Here is a 25,351-nt window from a genome sequence, read left to right as displayed (position 1 = left end):
TTTTAATTCCCTGCGGTTCATCCCGATTTTGCTTGCAAAATCGGGATGAACCGCAGGGCGTTAAAAGTTTTTGGAGGGAGTCTGAGGGAACCGTGGGTCTGTGACCCGTGGGTCTATGACCCTTTACAAAAAGGTTCCCTCAGGGCAATAAATCAGAGTTTCCCTTATTATACTCACCCGAGGCGCTCGGGTTCAAAGGTTTTTTCCCGGTCCTCGAGGGCCTGAGCCTCGGCGCCCACGTAGACGTCGTCTATCACGGGGTCTATGCTGTGGAAGTTGTGTATCCTCTCTATGATGGTCTCCGTAAGCCGTGTGCGGCTTGCGGCAAGGAGTCTGCCCCTGCCCGTTCGGAGGTCCTTGAGCAGCACCATGCCGGGCTTCATCTTGGAGAGCGGTATCGCCTCCCATCGCGTCTCCACGTCGTCGGCGCCGACGATGTCTGCGAGCGCGTTCACGATCTCCGGGTCGAGCACGGTGCCGCGCTCCTTTTTCATCGTCTCTACGGCGGCCCTGGGCGTGAGCTCCGAGACGAAGGTGAGCCTGTCGTAGCGCTTGGCCGCGGCGATGATGCGCGAGCCTATGTGTATCTCCTCGTGCCTGAGGCCGTCGGGATAGCCCGTGCCGTCGTAGTTTTCGTGGAGGCTCCTTATGATGACACCCACCTGGCGCAGCGTGTCTATCCTGCGAAGCAGGCGCTGGGCCAGCACGGGCGCGTGCACGACGAGCGCGCGCTCGTCGTCCGTGAGGGTGTCGATCTCCCTGTCGGCAAGCCCCCTGGGCATGCCCACGAACCCGATGTTGTGCAGCAGGGCCGCGCTCTCTATGAGTTCCACGTCGCCCGTGTCGAGCCCCAGGGCGGAGGCGAGCCGCGTTGCGTGCCGGGCGGTCCGTTTGCTGTGGCCGCCGAGGTTGGGGTCGTGCATCTCCATGAGGTCGGCGAATATCTTTATGAAGGAGAAGAAGTTCTCCCGTATGGTCCTTGTCTTGAGTTCGACCTTTTTTTCGAGATTGAGGTTCAGCTCACGAAGCTGCTCGTTCTGCCTTGCGGTCAGCTCCGTGAGCCTGCGGTTTTCGCGGGCGAGCTCGAAGCGCTTGAGGGCGTCGGCGATGACGAGTCTCATCTCGCCGTCGTCCCAGGGCTTGGTTATGTAACGCTCCACGCCGCCGCGGTTTATGGCGGCGATGCTGGCGTCCCTGTCGGCGTAGCCGGTGAGCATCATCCTCACCGTATGGGGCGAGAGCAGGCGCACCTGCGAGAGGAACTCCACGCCGTTCATCCCCGGCATCATGTGATCCGACACCACGACGCCTATGTCGTCGCGGCCCTCGATGATCTCCATTCCCTCGGCGCCGCTTCTCGCCGTGAGCACCTCGTAGCGCTCGCGCCTGAGGAGCCTGCGCAGCGAGTTCAGTATGCTCTCCTCGTCGTCTACGATGAGTACGGCCGGCGTCCCGCTCTCTTCGCTCATGGCTGTCTCCGCCGAGCCCCGTCAGTGGTGGACGCAGTCCGCGTCCAGGGCCTGCATGTCGCTTCCGGCCGGGAAGGTTATCCTGAAGGTCGTCCCCCGGCCGGCTTCGCTCTCGACCTCGATGGTCCCCCTGTGGTCCTTCACTATGCCGTAGGCTATGGCCAGCCCCAGGCCCGTGCCCTGGCCCACGGGCTTGGTCGTGAAGAAGGGCTCGAATATCTTGTCCCTTATCTCGGCCGGTATGCCCTGGCCGTCGTCGCTTATCTCCACGACTATGCGCCCTTGCTCGGCGCGGCACCTCACCGTTATCCTGCCGCGCTCTGGTATGGCCTGGACGGCGTTGAGGATGATGTTGAGGAAGACCTGGCCGAGCTGCTGGGGGTTGCACTCCATGGGTAGAGGCTCTTCTATGTCGGTTACGAGCTCGGCCTTGTGTTTTAGCTGGTGCCAGGCGATCTTGATCGTGTTCTTCAGGCAGCGCGCCAGGTCGCACTCCGTCGTGCCGGACTCGCCCTCGTGGGCGAACTCCTTCAGGCCCTTGACTATCGAGACGACGCGGTCTATGCCCACCTTCGTCTCCTCGAAGACGTGGCTCGACTCCTCGAGGATGAAGTCGATGTCCAGTTCTTTCTTGAGGGTCCGGATATCCTCGATGAGGGAGAGAGAGCTGTCCCGGCCCGATCGCTCCAGCTCCGCCTCCATCTCCCCGTAGCGCTCGATGAGGGTCTCCATGTTCCTCACGTATTCGGCAAGGGTGTTGAGGTTGCTTCGGACAAAGCCTATGGGGTTGTTTATCTCGTGGGCTACACCGGCGGCCAGCAGCCCTATGGAGGCCATCTTCTCGGAGTGGATCATCTGGGCCTTCATGTCGGCGAGCTCGGTGTTGGCCCTCTTGAGCTCCTGCACCGTGTCGTGGAGCTCCCTGTTGCTCGCCTTCAGCTCGTCGCGGGCGGCCACGAGCTCGGCGTTCTTTTCTTTCGTCTCCTGGGCGCTCATCCGCAGCAGCGCCACGTAGTTGTCCTGTATGAGCCTGTCCTCGTAGAGCTGGGCCGTCATCCTGTTGAACGACGCGGCCAGTCTCGCAAGCTCGTCGTCTCCGCTTTCGTCGAGCTTCACGTCGAACTCTCCGGCCTCGACCCTCGAGAGTCCGTCGGCTATGGCCCGCAGCCGCGCCGACACGGACCTCGATATGGAGGTGACGAGGGCGAGCATGATGACGAGCCCGACCAGCGAGATCGTGGCGAACCACGCCATGGCCTTCCAGAAGCTCGCGGCGAGGTCGTGCGTGGCCAGCGCCGTCTCGGTCTTCTCGTGCTCCACGAGGGCGCCGGCTATGGAGATGAACTTGTTGTACCTCTGCTCCTGGATGCCGCGGGCCAGCTCCACGGCGTCGCCGACTCTGCCTTCCCTCAGGGCCGGCAGTATCTCGTCGTCGCGCGTGGCCTTGAAGGCGCGCCAGGTGGCGGCCATGCCCTCGAGCGCCGGCCGGGCCTCCGGGTCGAAGCGGCTCTCGGGGCCGAGCATCTGGGCGAATGCGTCGTCTATGGCCGCCGTGAGGGTCGCAAGGTCCTGCTCTATTTCGTCGAGACGCGCGCTGTCGCCGGTTATGAGCGCCGTGAGCAGAAGCCGCCTCACGTCCTCGAGGTCGCCCTTGAGCTCCATGAGCCTGTAGCTCTCCAGGAAGGTCTCCTCGTAGATGCGGTTCGTTACATCCCTGAGAGAGTGTATCGCGGTCATGCCTACGATGACGACGGCGACGAGGAAGAAGACCGAGACGGCGAAGACGGCGAGGAGCTTTTTCCTTATGCTCATGGTGTCAAGGGGCATCGTTATGTCTCGCCGGCGTGTGGTCGGGGTGGGGTCTTGCGTGGAGGCCGGAGTCCTTGCGCCGCACGGCGCCGGAGGGCGGGCGCAGCGGCCTGGAGGGGTCCGTCGTCATGTATGAGAAGTCGCTCTTCACCTGTGTCCGGTCCTGTCCGCCGGCCTTGCTCTCTGCCGCGGCGGTGCTTTCATGCCTTATCCCCTTATTCGACAGGGAGCGGGTCAAACTTTAGCCGCTTCCATCGCCGCCTCGCGCGCCGGCCGCTGTGCCGCCCCTCTTTTTTTTCGAAGAAGGACCGTTTTTTTTCTTGACAAAGAGTGGAAATAGGATAAAATTCATCCAGATTGTCCGCTTGGCCGGCCGGATCCTTCCGGCCACTGCTTCCTCGATGCAGCGGGAGAGCGGGTACAGCGGGGACGGGGGGGACGGGCGCAGGAATTTTTTTTATGGAAATTCAGGACAAAAACTACCTTTTTTATCTTCTTTTCCGGCCGTCCGGCCGCCGCCTCTGTTCTCCGGCAGTCGCCGGGGACGGCGAAAAAGACGGCCATTAAGCAGAGTACAAAGGTCCTGTTGGTCCTTGCAATCGCGGAGGCCGCCGCTTCGCGCCCTTCCGGCCCGGGGGGCGCTGCCGGTGCGGCGGGCCTTTCACATAGATGATCAGACAGGGAACACAAAACAAAGCAGAGGAGGTCAGACACATGTCGGAAGCTACGGTTCCAAAGTATAACGACGAGATCGTGAAGAAGTTCGCGGTCATGTCCGTCGTGTGGGGCATCGTGGGCATGCTCGTCGGCGTGCTCGCCGCCGCGCAGCTCGCCTACCCGGCGCTCAACTTCGACATACCCTTTCTCACCTTCGGGCGCATAAGGCCGCTCCACACGAACGCCGTCATCTTCGCCTTCGGCGGATGCGTGCTCTTCGCGTCCATGTTCTACGTCGTCCAGCGGACCTCGAGGGTCAGGATATTCAGCGACTCCATGGCCAACTTCACATTCTGGGGCTGGCAGCTTATAATAGTGCTCGCCGCCATAACCCTGCCGCTGGGATACACGACGGGCAAGGAGTACGCCGAGCTCGAGTGGCCCATCGACATCCTCATCGCCGTCGTCTGGCTCTCCATGGCCTTCAACTTCTTCGCCACCCTCTGGAAGCGCAGGGAGAGCCACATCTACGTGGGCAACTGGTTCTTCATGGCCATGCTCATCACCATAACAGTGCTCCACGTCTTCAACTCCCTTGAGATACCGGTCACCCTCATGAAGTCCTACTCGGTCTACGCCGGCGTGCAGGACGCCATGGTCCAGTGGTGGTACGGCCACAACGCCGTGGGCTTCTTCCTCACTGCGGGCTTCCTCGGCATCATGTACTACTTCCTGCCCAAGCAGGCCCAGCTGCCCATATTCAGCTACAAGCTCTCCATACTCCACTTCTGGACGCTCATATTCCTCTACATATGGGCCGGTCCGCACCACCTGCTCTACACGGCGCTGCCCGACTGGACGCAGACCCTGGGCATGACCTTCAGCCTCATGCTCATAGCGCCCTCCTGGGGAGGGATGCTCAATGGCATCATGACGCTCAAGGGCGCCTGGGACAAGCTCAGGACCGACCCCATCCTCAAGTTCATGATCGTCGCCATCTCGTTCTACGGCATGAGCACCTTCGAGGGACCCATGATGTCGATAAGGGCCGTCAACTCGCTCTCCCACTACACCGACTGGGGCATAGGCCATGTCCACAGCGGCGCGCTCGGCTGGGTGGCCATGATAAGCGTCGGCGGCCTCTACTACATGATACCAAGGGTCTTCGGAAGGACCGCCATGTACAGCACGAGCCTCATCAACGTCCACTTCTGGATGTCCACCATCGGCGTGGTCATCTACATCGTCGCCATGTGGATCTCCGGCGTCACCCAGGGACTCATGTGGAGGGCCGTGAACCCGGACGGCTCGCTCACCTACACCTTCGCCGAGAGTGTGGCCGCCATGCACCCCTACTACGTCCTCAGACTCGTGGGCGGGCTCATCTTCCTCGGCGGCATGGTGCTCATGGCCTACAACACGATCATGACCGCCAGGGGGGCCGCCGACGAGCTCGAGGCGCCCGAGGGTGAAAGGAGGCTCGCATGAATCACGAGAAGATAGAGAAGAGCGGCCTGCTCATGGCCGCGCTCATTACGGTGGTGATAAGCGTGGGCGGACTGGTCGAGATCGTCCCGCTCTTCTTCCTCGAGTCGACCATACCTCCGCTCGAGGGCGTGAGGCCCTATACGCCGCTCGAGCTCGAGGGGCGCGACATATACATAAAGGAAGGGTGCTACAACTGCCACTCCCAGATGATAAGGCCCTTCAGGGCCGAGACCGAGCGCTACGGCCCCTACTCGAAACCGGCCGAGTCCATGTACGACCACCCCTTCCAGTGGGGCTCCAAGCGCACGGGGCCGGACCTCGCCAGGGTCGGAAAGAAATACCCCGACTCCTGGCACGTCCAGCACATGGAGGATCCGCAGAGCATAGTGCCCGAGTCGGTCATGCCGCGCTATCCGTGGCTCGCGCGCACCGAGCTGGACGGAAGCGACATAGAGGCCAAGATGAGGGCCCTGCGCACCGTGGGCGTGCCCTATACGGACGACCAGATAGAGTCCGCTGCGGCCCAGCTCGAGGGCAAGACCGAGCTCGACGCCCTCATCGCCTATCTCCAGTCGCTGGGCACGGCGGTAAAGAGAAACTGAAGGAGACCCTGCGATGGAAGAGATCGTGATCATGAGCAAGTCGGCGGCGACGGTCTACTTCTTCCTCGTCTACTGCGCCATCCTCTTCTGGGTGCTGCGCGGAAAGAACAGGAAGAGGCTCGAGGAGCACCGCCACATACCTTTTCGTGAGGACTGACAAAGCGCAAGGAGGACAGAGAGATGCCCGAGAAGATCGGACATTCCATAGACGGCATAGAGGAGTACGACAATCCCATCCCCCGGTGGCTCATGTGGCTGCTCTACGTCACCATAGCCGTTGCCGTGGTATACTGGATCCTCTACCCCGGCTTCTGGCCGGGCATTACGGGATGGAACCAGGCCAAGATGTACGAGGAGGAGATGGCGGCGGCCGAGAAGATGTACGCCGCCATGAGACCCAAGGCCGGCGACATCAACGCCCTCATCCACGACGCCGGGGCCATCGCCGAGGGCTCCAGGATATTCGCCCAGAACTGCGCGCCCTGTCACGGCGCCGAGGCCAAGGGCGACACCGGCATAGGCCCCAACCTCACCGACGCCGAGTGGATATACGGCGGAAAGCCCGAGCAGATAGTGAAGGTCATAACCGAGGGCACGGAAAACGGGATGCCGCCCTGGGCCTCGCAGCTCGGAGAGGCCAAGATAGCCAAGGTGGCGGCCTTCGTGCACAGCCTCGGCGGCGGCGAGTAGCCCGCACGGACCCCCAGGGAGCGGGGGGACCCTTCGGCCTGAGGGCCCCCCGCAGGAAGAGAGCAGAACCCTTGAAGAAGGAATACCCCCATGTCAGTGACGGCCAAAAGGGTTAAGGTATATCCCCGCAGCGTCAAGGGGAAGTTCAGGACCATAAGGTGGGCGGTCGACGCCGTACTGCTGGGCGTATATTTCGCCCTGCCGTGGATCAAGATCGACGGCCGTCCCGCGCTTCTCCTCGACATACCGGGCCGGAAGTTCTACATATTCAATACCGTCTTCTGGCCCCAGGAGGCCATATACCTCGCCTTCCTGCTGCTCTTTCTCGCCATCGCGCTCTTTCTCTTCACGGCCGTTGCGGGGCGGCTGTGGTGCGGCTACGCCTGCCCGCAGACGGTCTTCACCGACGTCTTCATAGCCATCGAGAGGCTCATCGAGGGCGACAGGCGCGAGAGGATGGAGCTTGACCGCTCGGGCTGGACGGCGCGCAAGGTCGCGGAGAAGGCGCTGCTCCACTCGGCGTGGCTTCTCTTCTCCTTTGCCACGGCCTTCACCTTCGTCGCCTACTTCGTGCCGCCCGAGGTGCTCATCGACAGGATGGCCTCTGGCACGCTCACGACGGCCAACATCTTCTGGCTCTCCTTCTTCACGCTCACAACCTACGGCGACTGCGGCTTCTTCCGCGAGATCATGTGCCTTGTGCCCTGTCCCTACGGCAGGTTCCAGAGCGCCCTCTTCGACGCCGACACGCTCATAATCGGATACGACAGGCGCCGCGGCGAGCCCCGCGGGCCGGTGAAAAAAGGCGGCCATCCCGCCGCGCAGGGCGACTGCATAGACTGCACCCTCTGCGTGCAGGTCTGCCCCACGGGCATCGACATACGAAAGGGACTCCAGTACGAGTGCATCGCCTGCGCCCAGTGCATAGACGCCTGTAACGCCGTGATGCGCAAGGTCGGCAAGCCCGGGGGGCTCATCCGCTACGGCTCGATGCGCACCATAGCGGGCGGCAGGACATCGCTGCTGCGGCCCAGGGTCGTGGTCTACGCCGCCATACTGCTGGTCCTGTTCGGGGCCATGAGCTACAAGGTGGCCACCCGCGTGCCCCTGGACCTGGACATCCTGCGGGACCGCACCTCCCTTTACCGGACCACGCGAGACGGCAGGATATCGAACCTCTACACCATAAAGGCCATAAACCGCGATACCCGCGCCCGCGACCTGCGCATAAAGGTCACCGGCATAAAGGCCGGCATAGTCACCGGGGCCAATCCCATACACGTCGAGGCCGGAGAGGTCTACCAGACCTCGCTCGTGCTCATCGCCGACAGGGACGCGCTGGCCGGCAGGATAAACCGCTTCGACTTCGTGATAGAGGACGTAGAGGACCCCGACCTCTCGGCCCGGCGCGAAAGCACCTTCTACCTGCCCGACCGGCCGCGCCGCGAAGGCAAAAGAGCGGCGGGAAAAGACGCCACACTGGCGATGACGTCGCCCTGAGGGAACCTTTTTGTAAAAAGGTTCCCTCAGACTCCCTCCAAAAACTTTTAACGCGAGTTGGTTTCCCCCTGTTTTGCTTGGCAAAACAGGGGGAAACCAACTCGTATTAAAAGTCTTTGAAGGGGGTCTGGGGGAAACTTTCTACAGAAAGTTTCCCCCAGGAAAAGCAAACTCGAAGAAGAGAGGCGATAGCCATGGAGCAGAGGATGGATGGAGAGGGGCGAAGCGGCTCGTTCTGGCCCGTGGGCATTGCGGCCTTTCTGGGTGTTGTTTTCGTAGTGAACTTCACGTTCATATCGCTTGCCGTGGTGCACGACGACGGGCTCACCGACGAGGACTACTACCGCAAGGGTCTCTTTTACGACGACAGGCTCAGGAGCGAAAGGCGGCTGGGCTGGCGGGTCGCTCTCTCGCTGGAGGGCGCGGGAGAGACGGCGGGCGTGGAAGTGAAGGTGAGCCGCCGCGGCGGCGGTCCCCTCGAGGGCGCCGTCGTTACCGTGGAGCGGCGGAGGCCGGCAACGGACCGCTACGACGAGCTCTACGAGCTCGCCGGAGAGGGGGGGCTCTACGGCGGTGTCGTGGACTTCCCGCTGCGGGGATTGTGGGACCTGAAGGTGACGGTCGAAAAGGACGGCGAGGCCCTGGAAAAGACCTTCAGGGTGGAGGTCTGAGCCGATGGATTCCACGGTCGAGAGCCGCGCCGGCGATTTCGCTCCGTCCTGCTACCACTGCGGCGAGAGGGCCGCGGACCCCCTCCACGAAACCATCGGTGGGGAGGAGCGCGCCTTCTGCTGCCGGGGCTGTCTCTCGGTCTGCCGCTACATATACGACGCCGGGCTTGAGAGCTACTACGACAGGCGCGACCCCGTCCTGCCGGGCAAGGCCCCCGATCTCTCGGACATGGACTTCACCCCGGACGAGCCGGGTGTGGTCAGGAGCGCGGGGGAGCTGAGCGAGGCGTCCCTCATTGTCGAGGGCATACACTGCGCCGCCTGTGTCTGGCTCATCGAGCGGCTCGCCTCGCGCGTAGAAGGCGTGGTCGAGGCGAGGGTCAACTTCACGACCCACAGGATGACGGTGCGGTGGTCGGGCGGCCCGGAGGCGCTCGGCGAGGTTGTAAAGAGGCTCGCCGCCGCCGGCTACCGCTCGGCGCCCTACGACCCGGCGCTCACCGAGGAGCCCCTGAGGAGGCGCAAGAACGACCTTCTCAGCCGTATCGCCGTTGCGGGCTTTTCCACGGCGGCCACCATGTTCTTCGCCGAGGGGCTATACGGCGGTTACTTCTGGGGCATCGAGGAGGGTTACAGGCGTCTTCTCCAGTGGGCGAGCCTCGCGGCCTCCGTGCCCGTTGTCTTCTATTCGGGCGCCCTCTTCGTGCGCGGCGCGCTCCTCGGCCTCCGCTCGGGCTCGCTCACCATGGACCTGCCTGTTGCGCTCGGCGCGCTCATAACCTTCTTCTACAGCGCCTGGGCCACGGCCGCGGGACGAAGCGACGTGTACTTCGACTCGGCGGCCATGTTCATATTCCTCATACTCATAGGCCGCTACCTCGAGGTCCTGGCCAGGGAGCGGGCCGCCTCCGCCGCCGCGGGGCTTTCGGCCATGGAGCCCAGGACGGCGACCGTCGTCGTCGACGGAGAGCGCAGGAGAGTGCCCGTGGGCAGGCTCGCTCCCGGCGACCTCGTCGAGGTCCGCCCCGGCGAGCGCATCCCCACCGACGGCGTGGTCGTCGAGGGGGCCTCGAGCGTGGACGAATCGATGCTCACCGGCGAGTCGCGCCCCGTGGCCAAGGGCGTGGGCGACGAGCTCTTCGGCGCCACGGTGAACGCCGACGGGCTGCTTCTCCTGCGGGTCGTCAGGACCGGCGAGGAGACGGCGCTTGCCAGGATCAGGCGGCTCGTCGAGGACGCCCAGCTCGAAAAGGCCTCCATCCAGCGCATAGCCGACCGGGTTGCCGCATGGTTCGTTCCCCTCATCCTGGCCACGGCCGCCCTCACCTACCTCTACTGGTCGGGCCAGGACCAGGGGCGGGCCGTCATATACGCCGTGGCCGTGCTCATCATAACATGTCCCTGCGCCCTCGCGCTGGCAACGCCGTCGGCCGTGCTCGCCGGTTGCGGCGCGGCGGCCCGCGAGGGCATACTCATAAAGAGCGGCGCCGTGCTCGAAAGGGCCCACGGCGCCACCCACGTGGTCTTCGACAAGACCGGCACCCTCACCGAGGGGACGATGACCGTGACCGATGTGGCGGCCCACGGCGGCTCGGTCGTGGGCGAGCGGGCGCTCCTGCGCCTTGCCGCCTCTGTCGAGGCCGGTTCCGAGCATCCCCTGGGCAGGGCCGTCGCCGCCGAGGCCCGCCGCCGGGGTCTCAGGGTCTACGGCCGGGTCTCGGACTTCAGGGCGCTGCCCGGTCTCGGCGTGGAGGCCGTCGTCACAGGCATCGCTGCCGCATCGGGAACGGCGAAGGTCGTCGAGCTCGGAAGGCGTAAGGGAAGGGTGCTCGCCCTGGTCGGCAGCGCGAGGCTCATGGCCGAGCGGGGGCTCACGGTGCCCCCGGCCCTGGCGGCCAGGGGGAGGGTGCTCGCCGCCCAGGGCAAGACGGTGGTCTACGTGGGCGCCTTCGATCTCGAAGAGGACGGCGCGGCTGGCCGGGGCTCGGTCCTCGGCCTGCTGGCGGCCACGGACCCCGTGAGGCCGGAGTCGAGAGAGCTCGTAACGGAGCTTCGCCGCCGGGGGCTCAAGGTGACGATCCTCTCCGGCGACGGCCGCGAGGCGGCGGCCGTCGTGGCCGCAAGGCTCGGCATCGAGAACGTCGTGGCCGAGGTGCTGCCCCACCACAAGGAGGCCGTCATAAAGGAGCTCCAGGACTCGGGCGAGAGGGTCGTCATGGTGGGCGACGGCATAAACGACGGTCCGGCCCTTGCCAGGGCCGACGTGGGCATAGCCGTGGGCTCGGCCACCGAGCTCGCCGCCCACTCGGCCGACGTGGTCCTCATGCGCGGCTCGCCGCTTCTCGTGGCCAGGACGCTCGACATATCGAAGAGGACCATGAGGGCCATAAGGCAGAACCTGGCGGTGTCGGCCCTCTATAACGCCGTCTTCATGCCCCTTGCGGCCATGGGACTGGTGGCGCCCATCGTGGCCGCCGTGACCATGCCCGCAAGCTCGCTTGCGGTGATAGGGAATTCCATAAGGGCCGCCGCCCGGAGGGGTTGAGCCGGCGAGGGGGCCTTCCTGTAAAGGGGCGGGGAGCCGCGGTTATCCCACGGCGGTTGATCGGGGTTTCCCGCGAGGGAGGAGGAAAAGAGATGGAAGTTCTATATATAATGATACCGGCCGCCCTCTACCTCGGCGTGGTGGGGGTCGTCTTTCTCGTCTGGTCCATAAGGACCGGCCAGTTCGACGACATGGAGGGGCCCAAGTACAGGATACTCTTCGACGACGACGAGCCCGGCGGCGGCGGGCGGCGCGGCGGCGGCGAGGGGCCGGGGGCGGGACGGTGATCCCCGGCGAGTACGCGGCCGTCTTCGCCGTCGGCCTTCTGGGCGCGCTCCACTGCATGGCCATGTGCGGCGGACTCATGGCGGCCTGCGCCATGAAGTTCGGCGGAGGGCCCCGCTTCGCCGTCGTCTACAACACGGGCCGGCTCCTCTCCTACATGCTCATCGGCGCGCTCATGGGCGGGCTCGGAAAGACGTTGAGCGCGGTCGGTCCGGCAGGCGGACTCCAGCGGGTGGTGCCGGTGGCCGCCGGTGCGGTGATGGTGCTCGTGGGGATCGAGCTCCTGGGCTGGATGCCGCCGCGGCTGCGCCGCTTCTTCACGGGTCTCTTCCCCGGCGGCCTCTCGGACCGGCTCGTGGGAGCGGGCCTGCGCCGCGGCTCGACGGGCCCCCTGCTCCTCGGCATGCTCAACGGCCTGGTCCCCTGCGGCCTCACCTACGCCGTGGGCGTCAAGGCGGCGGCCACGGCCGACCCCTTTTCAGGCATGTTCGTCATGGCCGCTTTCGGCGCGGGCACCCTGCCGGCCCTGCTCATGGCGGGCTCTCTCACCGGCCTGCTCGCAAGGATGCGCTCCAGGGCCTTCACCGCCGCCTCGTCGGTCATCATAATAGTCCTCGGCATACGCTCCATCGTCGCCACCGCCTATCTTCACTGACTGTATGGGCGTATTCGAAGGGGCCGCTTCCCGGCCTTCTCCGGGAAGGTTCCCGCCGAGCACGATCAAGGCCCCTCGACCGAAAGCCCCTTGACTGCGGCTGTGGTTGGGTACATCATATAGGGCATGCACATTCCCGACGGGTATCTGGGGCCGCAGACCTGCGCGGCCTACTTCGCCGTAATGGCGCCCCTGTGGTACGGGGCGTCGAGGATGGTGCGTCGCGCCGTGCCGGCCGGGCGCATGCCCTTTCTCGCCCTGGCCGCCGCCTTCTCGTTCGTCGTCATGATGTTCAACATCCCCGTGCCCGGCGGGTCGACTGGTCACGCCGTGGGCGGGGCCGTGGCGGCGCTGGCGCTCGGTCCGTGGGCGGCCATGGCGGCGCTGACCATAGTGGTCGTGGTGCAGGCCCTGCTCTTCGGCGACGGCGGGGTGACGGCCATAGGGGCCAACTGCTTCAACATGGCCTTTGTCATGCCCTTCACGGCGTGGTACGTATTCAGGTTCATCGCCGGGGGGGCGGCGGCCTCGTCGGCGCGCACCGTCTTCGCCGCGGCCCTTGCCGGCTACATATCCATAAACGCCGCGGCCCTGACAACGGCCCTGGCCTTCGGCATCCAGCCCCTGGTGGCGACCGCTCCCGACGGCACGCCGCTCTACGCCCCCTACGGCCTCGAGGTGGCCGTGGCGGCCATGGCCTTCGAGCACCTCTTCTTCTTCGGTTTCGTAGAGGCGGTGGTGACGGGTCTCGTGGCGGCGAGGCTTGCCGCCGCCGGGACCCCGCTCCTCGCCGCGCCGGGCGGTGAGGAGCGGGGTGGCCGGGGGGCGGAGGCGGGGAATCTGAGGGGCCTGTACGCGGGCATCCTCTTTCTCGTCTTTCTCACGCCTCTGGGGCTTGCGGCCTCCGGGGCGGCCTGGGGCGAGTGGTCGGCCGGAGAGCTCTCGGCCATGATCGGTTACACGCCCGAGGGGCTCGCGGCGCTGGAGGGGCTCTGGTCCGCTCCGGCACAGGGCTACCTGGCCGGGGGCTGGGGCTCGGCGGCCGGCGCCGCCGCCGGTTACGTCGTGTCGGCCCTCGCCGGTGTGGCGGTCGTTACGCTGGCGGCGAGGCTCGTTGCGAGGCTTCTGCCCTCCGGCGGTTGAGGCGGTCGAGGGTCGAGATCGTGAGGTGTGGTCGTGTCGCTTGAATGGATGCGCAGAGGAGGGCTTGGAGCGCCCCCCGAGGACGCGGGACGCAGGCTCTCGCCGGGCTTCGTGGAAAGGACGCTGGCCGAGCTGAGGGGCTTTTTCCTGCGCTCCGTGCTCAGCGACCGTTACGCGAGGGCCGGGGGCTTCATGCAGGGTCTCGACGGCAGGGTCAAGGTGGCGGCGCTGCTTGTCGTCGTCGCGTCCCTGGGTCTTCTGCGCCACGTGGTCTCCGTCGTCGCCGTATTCGTCGCCGTGCTCGTTGTGGCGCGGGCCTCGGGGATACCGCTACGCACCTTCCTGCGGGGCGGGTGGCTCACGGTGCCGCTCTTTGCGTGCCTTACGGCCGCTCCGGCGCTTCTCAACGTCTTCGTGCCGGGCGAGCCGGTGCTCGACATCGTTCACATAGGAGCCCCCCGCGCCTTCGGACCGCTGGTCATCCCCGAAACACTGTCGGTGACGCGCCAGGGGCTTGCCTCGGCCGCCATGCTCGCGGCCAGGGTGACGGCCTCGGCCTCGGTCATGATGCTCCTGGTGCTCACCACGAGCCGACCGGCGCTCTTCAGGTCGCTGCGGGCGCTGGGCGTGCCGCAGGTCTTCACATTCACGGCCGCCATGGCGTTGCGCTACACGCACCTGCTGCTCCGGCTCGTCGAGGCCGTGCATCTGGCCAGGAGGAGCCGGACCGTGACGCAGGGGCGGGCCGGCGAGGGGCGGCAGTGGGTCGCCTCCCAGATGGGCTCGCTTCTGCGGCGCTCGGTCGCCACGGGCGCAATGGTCCACAGGGCCATGGTCTCGCGGGGCTACAGCGACGAGCTGCGCTGCCTCGAGGGCGTCTGCTCCCCGGGCCGCCGCGAGCTCGCGTGGTCCTCGGGCGCCGCCCTCTTTCTGGCCCTGCTCTTCATGGCCGACAACTATCTCTTGAAGTGAGGCGGCGGGACCCGGCCGAAGGGATTTTTTGCGGCCCGCCGGAAAAGAACCCTTGACATTCTACGTGATGTCGAATAAGATTTGTCTATGGGCAGATATGTTGCGAAGAACTTCCGCCTCGACAGCAAGGGGCTCGCCAAGGTGCTGGGGCCCCTTGAGAAGGCCGTAATGGAGGTGCTCTGGGGCCGCGGCGGCGCCACGGGCAAGGAAGTCTTCGAAGAGTTGAGACGGCGCAGGGAGATCGCCGTCACCACGGTATTCACGGTCCTCGAGAGGCTCTACAGGAAGGGCCTGCTCCACAAGACCAGGGACGATGGGGCCTTTGTCTTCAGGCCGGCCTATTCGAGGGAGGAGCTTGCAAGGAGCGTCTCCCGCGAGGTCCTCGAAGGGGTGCTCGACCTCTGGCGGGGCTCGGCCGTCGCCTCCATAGTCGATATACTGGCCAGCAAGGACCCCGACGAGCTCGACAGGCTCTCAAGGCTCATAGATCAGAAGAAGCTCGAGATGGAGAAGCGCGGGAAATGACCGTGGTCCTCTATGTGTTGCCGGCCCTGGCGCTCTTTGTCGTCAGTGTGACGTGGCTCGCCGTCAACGTCCCTCACGTGGTGGAGTTCGCCGTCATGCTCGCCGGCTGGTGCCGCGACCTTCTCAGCCTCTGTCTCGCCTACGGCGCCGTCGCCGCGGGGCTCGCCGTCTGGGCCGGGGCCGCGCTTGTGGGAGGCGGATTCCTCTACGCCGCGTTCAGGGCGTCGGTGCGGCTGTGGCGGGGACGCAGGGCCATCGGCAGGCTGCCGCTTGTGCGCGGCCGGGGCCTCTCCGTGGCTCTCATACGCGACGACTCGCTGGTGGCGGCCTTCACCTGCGGCATATTCAGGCCGGTCATCTACGTGTCGACCGGTCTTCTCAAGGGCCTTACGCGGGAAGAGGTGCGGGCCGTCATGCTCCACGAGGCCCACCACCGCAGAAAAAGGGACCCGCTGCGCTCCTTCGTCATCGCCTTTTTCAGTGACGCCTTCTTCTATCTGCCCATAACGGGCTGGCTTGCGGGCCGCCACCATCACGTAAACGAGAACGCCGCCGACGACGCGGCCGTTGCGGGCACGGGCTCGCCGCTCGTGCTGGCCGGGGCGCTGGTGAAGGTGGCGCGCTCCTCGCTGCGCGGCGCCGGCTCGCTTGCCGCCGCCCCGGCGTCGATGATAAGCGGCGCGGGCTCGGTGGAGGGGAGGATACGCAGGCTCGTCGAGGGAGGCGGCCAGGAGCCGCCGGCGCCCCGTCTCCGGGTCGCCCTGTCGAGCCTTCTCATAATATGCGCCCTCGCCCTGACCATGGCCTTCCCCCTCTGGACGCCGGCCGCCCGGCTGGGCGGCTGCGACATGTCGCTCTGCACGGCCCACAGCGGTGAGCTCGCCGAGCAGTGCCGCCGTCACTGCGGTATCGAGACCGGCGGGGGGAGGGCCTATTTTTTTGACTTTCTCAGACTACAGCCTGTAGAATCGGGGTTCGCGCCCCTCGTCCGCAGGGGGCCGGCTTGACAGGGGCCGATGCTGGATATATACCTTAAGGGGAGTTCCGGTTATTCCGCTGCGGCGGCCTTTTGAAAAGGGTCGCTACCCGCGGGTCACTACCCGCGGCTGCCCCGGCGGGAACGTTTGACGGTAGACGGCGGCGCGGCCGCCGACAGAGTCTTCCATATGGACCACAGAGAGGTGAGGCAGTGGATCGAGTGATCCGGTCCTGCGCGGCGGTGCTGCTCGCCGTCGCGCTCGCGGCCGCTCCGGCCGCCGGCGCTTCCGGGCAGGCGGGGGCCGCCTTCGCCGCCGACGGCGCGTTAGACGACGGGGGGCGGGAAGGCGAGGGCGGCGCTCTCCCCGCCGAAGGGGCGGAGGCAGCTACGGCCGGGGCCGCCGGCGAAGGCGTCACCCTCGGAGAGCTCGTGGCCGAGGCCGTGGAGAGGAACCCGAGGCTCAAGGCCGCGAGGCTGCGGTGGGCTCAGGTCATCGAGAGGTACCCGCAGGTCACGGCCTACGACGACCCCGTCTTGAGCTACACCTACGCCGTCGAGCCCGTGGAGACGCGGCTCGGTCCCCAGGAAGGGATCTTCTCGCTGAGCCAGAAGATACCCTTTCCCGGCAAGCTCGGCCTCAAGGGCGAGGTGGTGGTCAAGGAAGTGGAGATCGCCAGGACCAACTATGAAAAGGAGATCCGCGACGTCATCGTCGAGGTTAAGAAGACCTATTACGAGCTATTCTACCTCGACAGGGCCATCGAGCTGACCAGGCAGAACAAGGAGGTGCTCGAACACCTCTCCACACTGGCCGCCGCCGATTACGGCGGCGACGCCACGGCCCTCAACGACGTGCTCAAGGCCCAGAGCCAGTACGCCCAGGCGGGCTACGACCTCATCCTGCTGCGCGAGATGCGCTCCACCGAGGCCACGAGGCTCAACACGCTCCTCGACCGCGACGCCGAGCACCCCGTGGGCGCGATAGCCGAACCCCCGGTGCGCGACTTCGACTTCACACTCGACGAGCTCTACAGGTGGGCGCTCGAGAGCGAGGAGAACAGGGCGGCGGCCCTCGAGGTGAGAAAAGAGGAGCTCGAGGAGAGGCTTGCAAGGTACAGGTACCTGCCCGACTTCCGGATCGGTCTCAACTACGCCGACATCGGGGACCCGGTCTTTCCCGTGGGAGATGGCGGGCGCGACGCCGTGGCCGTGACACTCGGCATAAACATACCCATCTGGTTCTCCAAGAACGACGCCGCCGTCAAGGAGGCCGCCATAAGGCGCGAGAGGGCGCGCCAGGAGAAGCTCGCCGTGGCCAACGAGACGAAGAGCCGCGTAAAGGAGGCCTTCTTCAAGCTCACAAACAGCGAGCGCCTCATGGAGCTCTACGGCGACTCGCTGCTGCCCCAGGCGGCCAGGTCCCTGGAGACGGCCGAGGCGTGGTACAAGGCCGGAGAAGGCTCGCTCTCGGGGCTTCTCGAGACCCAGTCCATATGGTTCAACTTCCAGCTCGCCTACTACAGGGCCATGGCCGACTACCTCAAGTCGCTCGCCGAGCTCGAAAGGGTGACGGGCAGGCCGCTTCAGTAGGGGACCGGAGTGTGACGATGAAAGAATCCCGCAGGCACAGGGCGTACCTTTCCTTACCCGGCCGGATCAGGGCGGCGGCCGTCGTGCTCGCCGTCCTGACGTCCGTCCCCTGGGGCTCCGCCCTCGCAGGCGGCTACGATGAGCTTCGCCGGGGCTACGAACGTTACGAGGGGAGCGAGTACCAGAGGAGAAACGTCTCCGTCGAGACCGAGGAGGCCGGGGCCGGCCCGGCGGGCGGCGGCCGGGCCGCCGCCCTGGGAGAGCTCGACTCGGTGCGCAAGCTCCTATCCTCCACAAAGCAGAGCCGCCGCGCTTCGGTCCTCTCGGCCGTCACCGAGAACGGTCTTTTCACTCCGGAGCCCGCGTTCTGGGAGAGGCTCGGCCGGGCGGGCGACAGGGAGGCCGTGGAGGCGCTGCTCGCCGGGGACTACGGCCTCGACAGGGTGCTCGCCGCGGCCCTGCGGCGAAACCCCGCCGTAAAGGCCGCCACGGAATCGGCCCTCGCGGCGCTTGAGAAGTACGACCAGGTCTCGAACCTCGACGAGATCCTCGGCCAGTACTCGCTCTTCACAAAGGAGCTCGACGTGAGGGTCGGCAGGGAACGCGGCAAGAGGGCCGTCCAGCTCGATTTCCCCTTCCCCGGTATGCTCGCCCTCAAGGGCGCAATCGTGGACCAGGAGGCACTCATCGCCCGCTGGGAGCTGGAGAAGGCCGTCGAAGACGCTATCACCGAGACGAAGACGGCCTACTACGAGCTCGTCTACCTCGATCACGCCGTCGATATAACGGAGGAGACGCTGGGGCTTCTGCGCCGGCTCAGAGAGGTCATCAACACCGTCTACACCACGGGCAGGGCGAGCCTCAACGACGTCATCAAGATACAGATAGAGATAGACGTGCTCGAAAACGACCTGCGCGAGTACGAACAGCGCCGCAGCACCGTGCAGGTGCGCCTCAACAAGCTCCTCGACCTCTCCGACGACTTCTCTCCGCCCGCCGCCGTCGACCCCGGCCCCGTGATGCTCGACTACACGGAGGCCGCCCTCTACGAGCTCGGCGGCGGGCAGAGGAGCGAGATCAAGGCCCTGGAAGCGAAGATCGCCAGGACCGAACGGGCCATAGAGATGGCCGAGAAGAGGTTCTATCCCGACTACACCGTGGGGCTGAGCCTCTTCCAGAACCGCATGAGCGCCCGTGTGGGCGCGGCGGCCGGGGACTTCTCCTTCCCCACAAGGCCCATGGTCCGCGGCGGCGCCTGGTTCGGCTCCAACGACGCCTACATCAGGGAGACACGCCTGAAGTACAAGGCCATGCGCCGGACCCTCGAGGAGCTCAAAAACGACACGGTGAGCGACATAAGCCGCATGATCTTCGGCTACGAGAACGCCGTGCGGGACCGCGCGCTCTACGAATCGAAGCTCGTCCCCAAGTCGAGGCTCACCATCGACATAACGGAGACCCAGTACATAACGGGCAAGGTCGATTACATGGACCTCATAAGCTCGCAGCAGATGTACCTGACCTTCAGCCTCAGACTCAAGGGGGCGGAACGGGACATGAACATCCATGCGGCGAGGCTTGAAAGGCTCGTCGGCTCCGCCATAGAGCGAAGGTTACCGGAGAAATGATGATCGACAAGAGACTGAAGATGATCGCCCTCGTTGTAGCGGGCACGGCCGTGGGAGCGGCGCTCACCTACCTCGCCGGACCGGCCCCGCAGGTGCCCGATGGCGCCCCCACGGCGTCGGAGACGAAGAAGGGGAAACGCATCCTCTACTGGAAGGCCCCCATGGACCCCAACTACATCTCCGACAAGCCCGGCAAGAGCCCCATGGGCATGGACCTCGTGCCCGTCTACGAGGGCGAGGAGGAGACGGCCGAGCCCGGCACCGTGAAGATCGACCCCGTGACGATCCAGAACATAGGCGTAAGGACGGCCGTCGTGGAGCGCAGGCCCCTTAAAAGGACGATAAGGACCATAGGCCGCGTGGACTACGACGAGAAGAGGGTCTACCACGTCCACACCAAGATCGAGGGATGGGTGGAGAAGCTCTACGTCGACTTCACGGGCCAGCAGGTCGAAGAGGGCGACATACTGCTCGAGATATACAGCCCCGAGCTCGTGAGCGCCCAGGAGGAGTACCTGCTGGCCATGCGCTACGCCGACGCCCTCGGAAAGGAGGCGGCCGGCGGAGACTCGGTGCTCGAGCTCAGCCGCCGAAGGCTTGAGCTCTGGGACGTGCCGGCCCACCAGATAGAGGAACTCGAAAAGACGGGCAAGATCATGAAGACGCTCCACATCCACTCTCCGGCCAGGGGGATCGTCGTCAAGAAGAACGTGCAGGAGGGGATGTACGTGAAGCCCGGCACCAACCTCTACACCATAGCCGACATCTCCAGGGTCTGGGTCTACGCCGACATCTACGAGTACGAGATGCCCTGGGTGAAGGTGGGGCAGGAGGCGGAGATTACGCTCGAGTCTTACCCGGGCAGGGTCTTCAGGGGGCGGGTCTCGTTCATCTTCCCCTTCATGGAGCCCGAGACGCGCACAAACAAGGTGCGCCTCGTCTTCGACAACACCGACCTGGTGCTCAAGCCCGACATGTACGCCGACGTGGTCTTGAAGAGCGAGGTGAGCAGGGACGCCGTCGCCGTCCCGTCGGAGGCGGTCCTCCTCTCTGGCGAGCGCAGCGTGGTCGTGGTGGCCAAGGGAGGCGGCAAGTTCGCCCCCCGCGAGGTAACGCTCGGAGTCGAGGCCGGCGGTTTCTACGAGGTCAAGGAGGGGCTTGACGAGGGAGATGTGGTCGTCACGTCGGCCCACTTCCTCATCGACTCGGAGAGCAGGCTCAAGGAGGCGATCTCGAAGATGCTGGAGGTGAAGAAGGGCGGCGGGACCGAGGACATGGAAGGCATGGACATGGAAGGCATGGACATGACCGGCCCGGGCGGCGAGGCCATGGAGATGGACCATTCGAATATGGACCATTCGGAGATGGACCATTCGGGCACGGAGGCGGATATGGCCATGGACCACTCCGAGATGGATCACTCCGAGATGGACATGTACGGCACGGACAGCCATGTCCACTGACAGGGCCGTCGCCGCAAGGACCGCTCTGAAGAGAAGAAAGGCGCTCCCGGGACCTTCCGATGCTTAAGAAGATAATCGAGCTCTCCATAAACAACCGTTTCATCGTCATCCTCTTCGTCCTCTTCATAATCGGCTGGGGCGTGGTGGCCATGCGCCACACCCCGCTCGACGCCATCCCCGACCTCTCGGACGTGCAGGTCATAATCTACACCGAGTACCCCGGGCAGGCCCCGCAGGTCGTTGAGGACCAGGTGACCTATCCGCTCACCACGGCCATGCTGTCGGTGCCCTTCGCCAAGGTCGTAAGGGGCTACTCCTTTTTCGGCTACTCCTTCGTATACATCATCTTCGAGGACGGCACCGACATGTACTGGGCGCGGAGCCGGGTGCTCGAGTACCTCAACTTCGTCTCCGGGCGGCTGCCCTCGGGCGTGAACCCCACCCTCGGTCCGGACGCAACGGGCGTGGGCTGGGTCTACGAGTACGCGCTGGTGGACCGCACGGGCCGCCACGACCTCTCGGAGCTCCGCTCCATACAGGACTGGTACCTGCGCTACGAGCTCCAGACCGTGCCGGGTGTAGCCGAGGTGGCCAGCATCGGCGGCTACGTCAAGCAGTACCAGGTGGAGGTGGACCCCAACAAGCTGCTGGCCTACGACATCCCCTTGAGCCGCGTAAAGCACGCCATCATGCGCTCCAACAACGACGTGGGCGGCCGGCTCGTCGAGATGGCCGAGACCGAGTACATGGTCAGGGGCCTGGGCTACATAAAGAGCATCGACGACATAAACAACATCGCCGTCGGCGTTGACGCCAGGGGCACGCCCGTGACGGTGAAGGACATCGCCCACGTCCACCTCGGCCCCGAGCTCCGGCGCGGGCTCGTGGAGCTCAACGGCGAGGGCGAGGTGGCCGGCGGCATCGTAATCATGCGCTACGGCGGCAACGCCCTCGAGGTCATCGAAAAGGTCAAGGAGAAGATCGAGAGCCTGAAGGCCGGACTGCCCGAAGGCGTCGAGATAGTGCCAGTCTACGACCGCTCGGGACTCATAGAGAGGGCCATCGACACCCTCAAGGAGAAGCTCATCGAGGAGAGCATCGTCGTCGCCGTCATATGCCTGGTCTTCCTGCTCCACCTGCGCAGCGCGCTGGTGGCCATCTTCACCCTGCCCGTGGGCATACTCATGGCCTTCATCGTCATGAGCTACCAGGGCATAAACGCGAACATCATGAGCCTGGGCGGCATAGCCATAGCCATAGGGGCCATGATAGACGGCGCCATCGTGATGATCGAGAACGCCCACAAGCACATAGAGCACTCGGACGGCAAGAAGGACCACTGGCGGCTCGTGGCCGACGCGGCAAAGGAGGTGGGGCCGGGGCTCTTTTTCTCGCTGCTCATAATAACCTTCTCGTTCATGCCCGTCTTCACCCTCGAGGCCCAGGAAGGACGCCTCTTCTCGCCGCTCGCCTTCACCAAGACCTACGCCATGGCCGCCTCGGCCATACTGGCCGTGACCATAGTGCCCGTTCTCATGGGTTACTTCATAAGGGGGAAGATACTGCCCGAGGAGCGAAACCCCGTGAACCGGGCGCTTCTCTTCGTCTACCGGCCGGTGGTCAGGTTCGTGCTGCGCTTCAAGAAGACCTTCATCGCCGCTTCGATAGTCGTCCTGGCCGTGACGGTCGTGCCCTACGAGAAGCTGGGTTCTGAGTTCATGCCCCCTCTCAACGAGGGGGACCTGCTCTACATGCCCACCACCCTGCCGGGCCTCTCCATAACCAAGGCCAGGGAGATACTCCAGCAGACCGACCGCATACTCAAGACCTTCCCTGAGGTCCACCACGTCTTCGGCAAGATAGGCAGGGCCGAGACGGCCACCGACCCGGCGCCGCTCTCCATGATAGAGACGACCATAACCCTGCGGCCCCAGGACCAGTGGCGCGAGGGCATGACGATCAACAGGCTCATAGAGGAGATGGACAGGGCCATAAAGTTCCCGGGGGTCACGAACGCCTGGACCATGCCCATAAAGACGAGGGTCGACATGCTCTCCACCGGCATAAAGACGCCGGTGGGCATAAAGGTGGCGGGCGACGACCTCGCAACCCTCGAGCGGCTGGGCAAGGAGATAGAGGCCGTCATCCGCGACGTGCCGGGCACGCTCTCGGTCTACTCCGAGCGCGTGGTGGGCGGCAACTACCTGGACTACGACATAGACAGGCTCAAGGCGGCGCGCTACGGCCTCACCGTGGGCGACGTGCAGGACGTCATACAGTCGGCCATCGGCGGCATGAACATAACGACCACCGTGGAGGGCCTCGAACGCTACCCCGTGAACCTGCGCTACGGCCGCGAGCTGCGCGACGACATAAGCAAGCTGCGGCGCATACTCATACCCACCCCAAGGGGCGAGCAGATACCCATCGGGCTGGTGGCCGACATAAACATACGCAAGGGTCCTCCGGCCATAAAGAGCGAGAACGCGAGGCTCAACGCCTGGATATACGTGGACCTGCGGGGCATAGACGTGGGCACCTACGTGCAGAAGGCCCGCAAGGTGCTGGCCGAGAAGATCGACATACCGGCGGGCTACACCATCGTCTGGAGCGGCCAGTTCGAGTACATGGAGCGGGCCAAGGCAAAGCTCAAGCTCGTCGTGCCGCTCACGCTGGCCATCATATTCCTGCTCCTCTACTTCAACTTCGGAAGCATCGTCGAGAGCCTCATCGTCATGCTCTCGCTGCCCTTCGCGCTCGTGGGAGGGGTGTGGCTCATGTACCTGCTGGACTACAACATGAGTGTCGCCGTCGGCGTGGGCTTCATAGCCCTTGCGGGCGTGGCCGCCGAGATAGGCGTCATAATGCTCATCTACCTCGACATGGCCTACGAGAAGCGGCGCAGCAGCGGCGCTCTCAGGACGGTGGGCGACCTCTACGAGGCCGTGCTCGAAGGCGCGAGCCTGCGCATAAGGCCCATAATGATGACCGTCTCCGCCGTCATAGGCGGACTCCTTCCCATAATGTGGGGCTCTGGCACGGGCTCGGAGGTGATGAAGCGCATAGCCGCCCCCATGGTGGGAGGGATGGTCTCGGCCACGGTGCTCACCCTCATCGTCATACCGGCCATCTACGCGCTGTGGAAGGGGATCGGTCTCGGCTCGGAGAACCCCCCGGCAGGGGCCGGCGCAAGGAGAGAGGGATCATGAAGGAGATCAAGGCGTACATCAGGACGAGCAGGGCCGAGGAAGTGATCCACGCCCTCGAAGACGCCGGGGCCGCGGGGTTCACCGTCATCGAGGCAAAGGCCGTGGGCGCATCGGCCGTCCCGGAAAGAGAGCGTTTCTCCGTCGAGTACGCGGAGACCTGCAGCCCCATAACCAAGATCGAGGTCGTCTGCAGCGACGAAGAGACGGCAAGGCTCGTCGAGGTTATTGTAAAGAGCGCGTCCACGGGCCGCAGGGGCGACGGCATGGTCTTCGTCTCGCCCGTGGACGAGGCCGTGAGGATAAGGACCGGCGAGCGCGGAGAGGACGCCCTCTTTACGGGCCGTAAAGAGGGGGCGTAACCTCGGAAGGGAGCCCTTCGGTGAAAGGGGCGCAGAGCCCGGCTCCTTGAGCCCCCTTGCATGTCATCGGTCTGCCTGCCGACGGCGGCCGTGAGGCCTGCCTGCGGCGCGGAAACGGGGGACCGCCCCATCGGCGTTCCCAGCAAAAAAACAAGGAGGTAAGCGATGAAGACGACCGTAACTCTGCTCGCCGCAGCTGCCGCGGCGCTGCTCATAGCGGCCGCACCGGTCCACGCCGCCGGAGGCGACAGGAAGGGACACATGGAGTCCCATCACGACCACTCGAAGATGGGCGGCGACATGAGCGGCATGCACGGGCACATGATGTCCATGGTCAGGGACCTGATGGTTATAGTGAGGGACCTCGACGGCTCGCCCACGGCGGCCCAGAAAAAGAAGCTCGACGACATGATCGCCCACATGAACAAGATGATAAAGTCCCACAAGAGACAGATGAAGGAGCACAAGGGCAAGCACAAACACTGAGGCGGAATCGGAGGGGGAAGGGATATTGCCCGGCCCCTCCCTCCGGCTCCCTTGCGGATTGACAAGCTTGGGGGCGGCGGCCGGCAGGTCGGGCCGCGCCGGTCGCCGTCGCCGTCCTGCTTCTGCTTCATACGAAGGCGGTGATGGTGGATAGCGCCGTGGCGTCGTCGCGGGAGGGGACCGCCGCGTCCGTGGACCGCGAGCTCGTCTGCATGGTGAACGACAACATCATAGGCAAGCCGCAGATACCGGTGGAGGTGAACGGCAAGACCTACTACGGCTGCTGCCCCGGCTGCGTGACCACCCTCAAGTCGAAACGGGAGGTCCGCTACGCCCGCGACCCGGTGACCGGCCGCGAGGTGGACAAGGCCGAGGCCTTCATCCTGCCGGGACCAAAGGGCAGGGCCCTCTACTTCGAGTCGGCCGAGACGGCGAACAAATACCTCTCGCGCCTTCGTGAAAGAAACTCCGATTAATTACTCTGAGGGAACCTTTTTGTAAAAAGGTTCCCTCAGACTCCCTCCAAAAACTTTTAACGCCCTGCGGTTCCTCCCGATTTTGCTTGCAAAATCGGGAGGAACCGCAGGGAATTAAAAGTCTTTGAAGGGGGTCTGGGGGAAACTTTC

Annotated in this window: 22 protein-coding genes; 20 read left to right on the top strand and 2 right to left on the bottom strand. The window is 64.9% G+C overall.

Translation table 11 applies throughout. From position 1 onward, the window contains the following. Positions 1-173: 173 nt before the first annotated feature. Both ENJ37_01870 and ENJ37_01865 read right to left on the bottom strand, forming a co-directional pair. Complete coding sequence (locus ENJ37_01870; protein ID HHL39231.1) at positions 174-1,469, bottom strand: response regulator; 1,296 nt, start codon at positions 1,467-1,469, stop codon at positions 174-176. 21 nt (positions 1,470-1,490) lie between these two features. After that, on the bottom strand, positions 1,491-3,296 hold the full coding sequence (locus tag ENJ37_01865; protein HHL39230.1) for a HAMP domain-containing protein: 1,806 nt from the start codon (positions 3,294-3,296) through the stop codon (positions 1,491-1,493). Positions 3,297-3,992: 696 nt separating this feature from the next. Here ENJ37_01865 and ccoN point away from each other — a divergent pair. The 20 genes from ccoN to ENJ37_01765 all read left to right on the top strand — a co-directional run bounded on the left by ccoN (position 3,993) and on the right by ENJ37_01765 (position 25,201). Further along, positions 3,993-5,423, top strand: a complete 1,431-nt coding sequence (ccoN, locus tag ENJ37_01860; GenBank protein HHL39229.1) for a cytochrome-c oxidase, cbb3-type subunit I — start codon at positions 3,993-3,995, stop codon at positions 5,421-5,423. Beyond that, positions 5,420-6,025, top strand: a complete 606-nt coding sequence (gene ccoO, locus ENJ37_01855; GenBank protein ID HHL39228.1) for a cytochrome-c oxidase, cbb3-type subunit II — start codon at positions 5,420-5,422, stop codon at positions 6,023-6,025. The genes ccoN and ccoO overlap by 4 nt, the downstream gene beginning before the upstream one ends. 13 nt (positions 6,026-6,038) lie before the next feature. Next, positions 6,039-6,182 (top strand): cbb3-type cytochrome c oxidase subunit 3, encoded by a 144-nt coding sequence (locus ENJ37_01850; protein ID HHL39227.1) that lies wholly within the window; start codon positions 6,039-6,041, stop codon positions 6,180-6,182. A gap of 23 nt (positions 6,183-6,205) precedes the next feature. Further along, positions 6,206-6,715: a c-type cytochrome gene (locus tag ENJ37_01845; GenBank protein HHL39226.1), complete on the top strand. Its 510-nt coding sequence runs from the start codon at positions 6,206-6,208 to the stop codon at positions 6,713-6,715. Positions 6,716-6,805: 90 nt separating this feature from the next. Further along, positions 6,806-8,215, top strand: coding sequence for a cytochrome c oxidase accessory protein CcoG (gene ccoG, locus ENJ37_01840; protein ID HHL39225.1), 1,410 nt, complete (start codon positions 6,806-6,808; stop codon positions 8,213-8,215). Between the two features lie 194 nt (positions 8,216-8,409). After that, entirely contained in the window at positions 8,410-8,886 is a 477-nt protein-coding gene (locus tag ENJ37_01835) for a hypothetical protein (protein ID HHL39224.1), read from the top strand. Between the two features lie 4 nt (positions 8,887-8,890). Continuing rightward, positions 8,891-11,431, top strand: coding sequence for a heavy metal translocating P-type ATPase (locus tag ENJ37_01830; GenBank protein ID HHL39223.1), 2,541 nt, complete (start codon positions 8,891-8,893; stop codon positions 11,429-11,431). Positions 11,432-11,523: 92 nt separating this feature from the next. Further along, on the top strand, positions 11,524-11,718 hold the full coding sequence (ccoS, locus tag ENJ37_01825) for a cbb3-type cytochrome oxidase assembly protein CcoS (GenBank protein HHL39222.1): 195 nt from the start codon (positions 11,524-11,526) through the stop codon (positions 11,716-11,718). Next, positions 11,715-12,371, top strand: coding sequence for a sulfite exporter TauE/SafE family protein (locus ENJ37_01820; GenBank protein ID HHL39221.1), 657 nt, complete (start codon positions 11,715-11,717; stop codon positions 12,369-12,371). Before ccoS ends, ENJ37_01820 begins: the two co-directional genes overlap by 4 nt. 126 nt (positions 12,372-12,497) lie before the next feature. Continuing rightward, positions 12,498-13,514, top strand: coding sequence for a cobalt transporter CbiM (gene cbiM / locus ENJ37_01815; GenBank protein ID HHL39220.1), 1,017 nt, complete (start codon positions 12,498-12,500; stop codon positions 13,512-13,514). A 33-nt stretch (positions 13,515-13,547) separates the two neighbouring features. Continuing rightward, complete coding sequence (cbiQ, locus tag ENJ37_01810; GenBank protein HHL39219.1) at positions 13,548-14,486, top strand: cobalt ECF transporter T component CbiQ; 939 nt, start codon at positions 13,548-13,550, stop codon at positions 14,484-14,486. An 87-nt stretch (positions 14,487-14,573) separates the two neighbouring features. After that, entirely contained in the window at positions 14,574-15,011 is a 438-nt protein-coding gene (locus ENJ37_01805; GenBank protein ID HHL39218.1) for a BlaI/MecI/CopY family transcriptional regulator, read from the top strand. After that, positions 15,008-16,018, top strand: a complete 1,011-nt coding sequence (locus ENJ37_01800; protein ID HHL39217.1) for a M56 family peptidase — start codon at positions 15,008-15,010, stop codon at positions 16,016-16,018. Before ENJ37_01805 ends, ENJ37_01800 begins: the two co-directional genes overlap by 4 nt. Before the next feature lie 62 nt (positions 16,019-16,080). Further along, on the top strand, positions 16,081-17,580 hold the full coding sequence (locus ENJ37_01795) for a TolC family protein (GenBank protein ID HHL39216.1): 1,500 nt from the start codon (positions 16,081-16,083) through the stop codon (positions 17,578-17,580). Next, complete coding sequence (locus ENJ37_01790) at positions 17,484-19,208, top strand: TolC family protein (GenBank protein ID HHL39215.1); 1,725 nt, start codon at positions 17,484-17,486, stop codon at positions 19,206-19,208. Before ENJ37_01795 ends, ENJ37_01790 begins: the two co-directional genes overlap by 97 nt. After that, positions 19,205-20,671, top strand: coding sequence for an efflux RND transporter periplasmic adaptor subunit (locus tag ENJ37_01785; GenBank protein HHL39214.1), 1,467 nt, complete (start codon positions 19,205-19,207; stop codon positions 20,669-20,671). The genes ENJ37_01790 and ENJ37_01785 overlap by 4 nt, the downstream gene beginning before the upstream one ends. 59 nt (positions 20,672-20,730) lie before the next feature. After that, entirely contained in the window at positions 20,731-23,880 is a 3,150-nt protein-coding gene (locus tag ENJ37_01780) for an efflux RND transporter permease subunit (protein HHL39213.1), read from the top strand. After that, positions 23,877-24,239, top strand: coding sequence for a P-II family nitrogen regulator (locus ENJ37_01775; protein HHL39212.1), 363 nt, complete (start codon positions 23,877-23,879; stop codon positions 24,237-24,239). The genes ENJ37_01780 and ENJ37_01775 overlap by 4 nt, the downstream gene beginning before the upstream one ends. 165 nt (positions 24,240-24,404) lie before the next feature. Then, positions 24,405-24,725, top strand: coding sequence for a hypothetical protein (locus ENJ37_01770; protein ID HHL39211.1), 321 nt, complete (start codon positions 24,405-24,407; stop codon positions 24,723-24,725). Positions 24,726-24,868: 143 nt separating this feature from the next. Then, complete coding sequence (locus tag ENJ37_01765) at positions 24,869-25,201, top strand: TRASH domain-containing protein (protein HHL39210.1); 333 nt, start codon at positions 24,869-24,871, stop codon at positions 25,199-25,201. Positions 25,202-25,351 lie beyond the last annotated feature (150 nt).

The sequence above is a fragment of the Deltaproteobacteria bacterium genome, from assembly GCA_011375175.1.
Taxonomy (GTDB): Bacteria; Desulfobacterota; GWC2-55-46; order GWC2-55-46; family DRME01; genus DRME01.
Note: the sequence above shows the minus strand (reverse complement) of the source record. Positions and strands in the feature narration are given on the sequence as shown.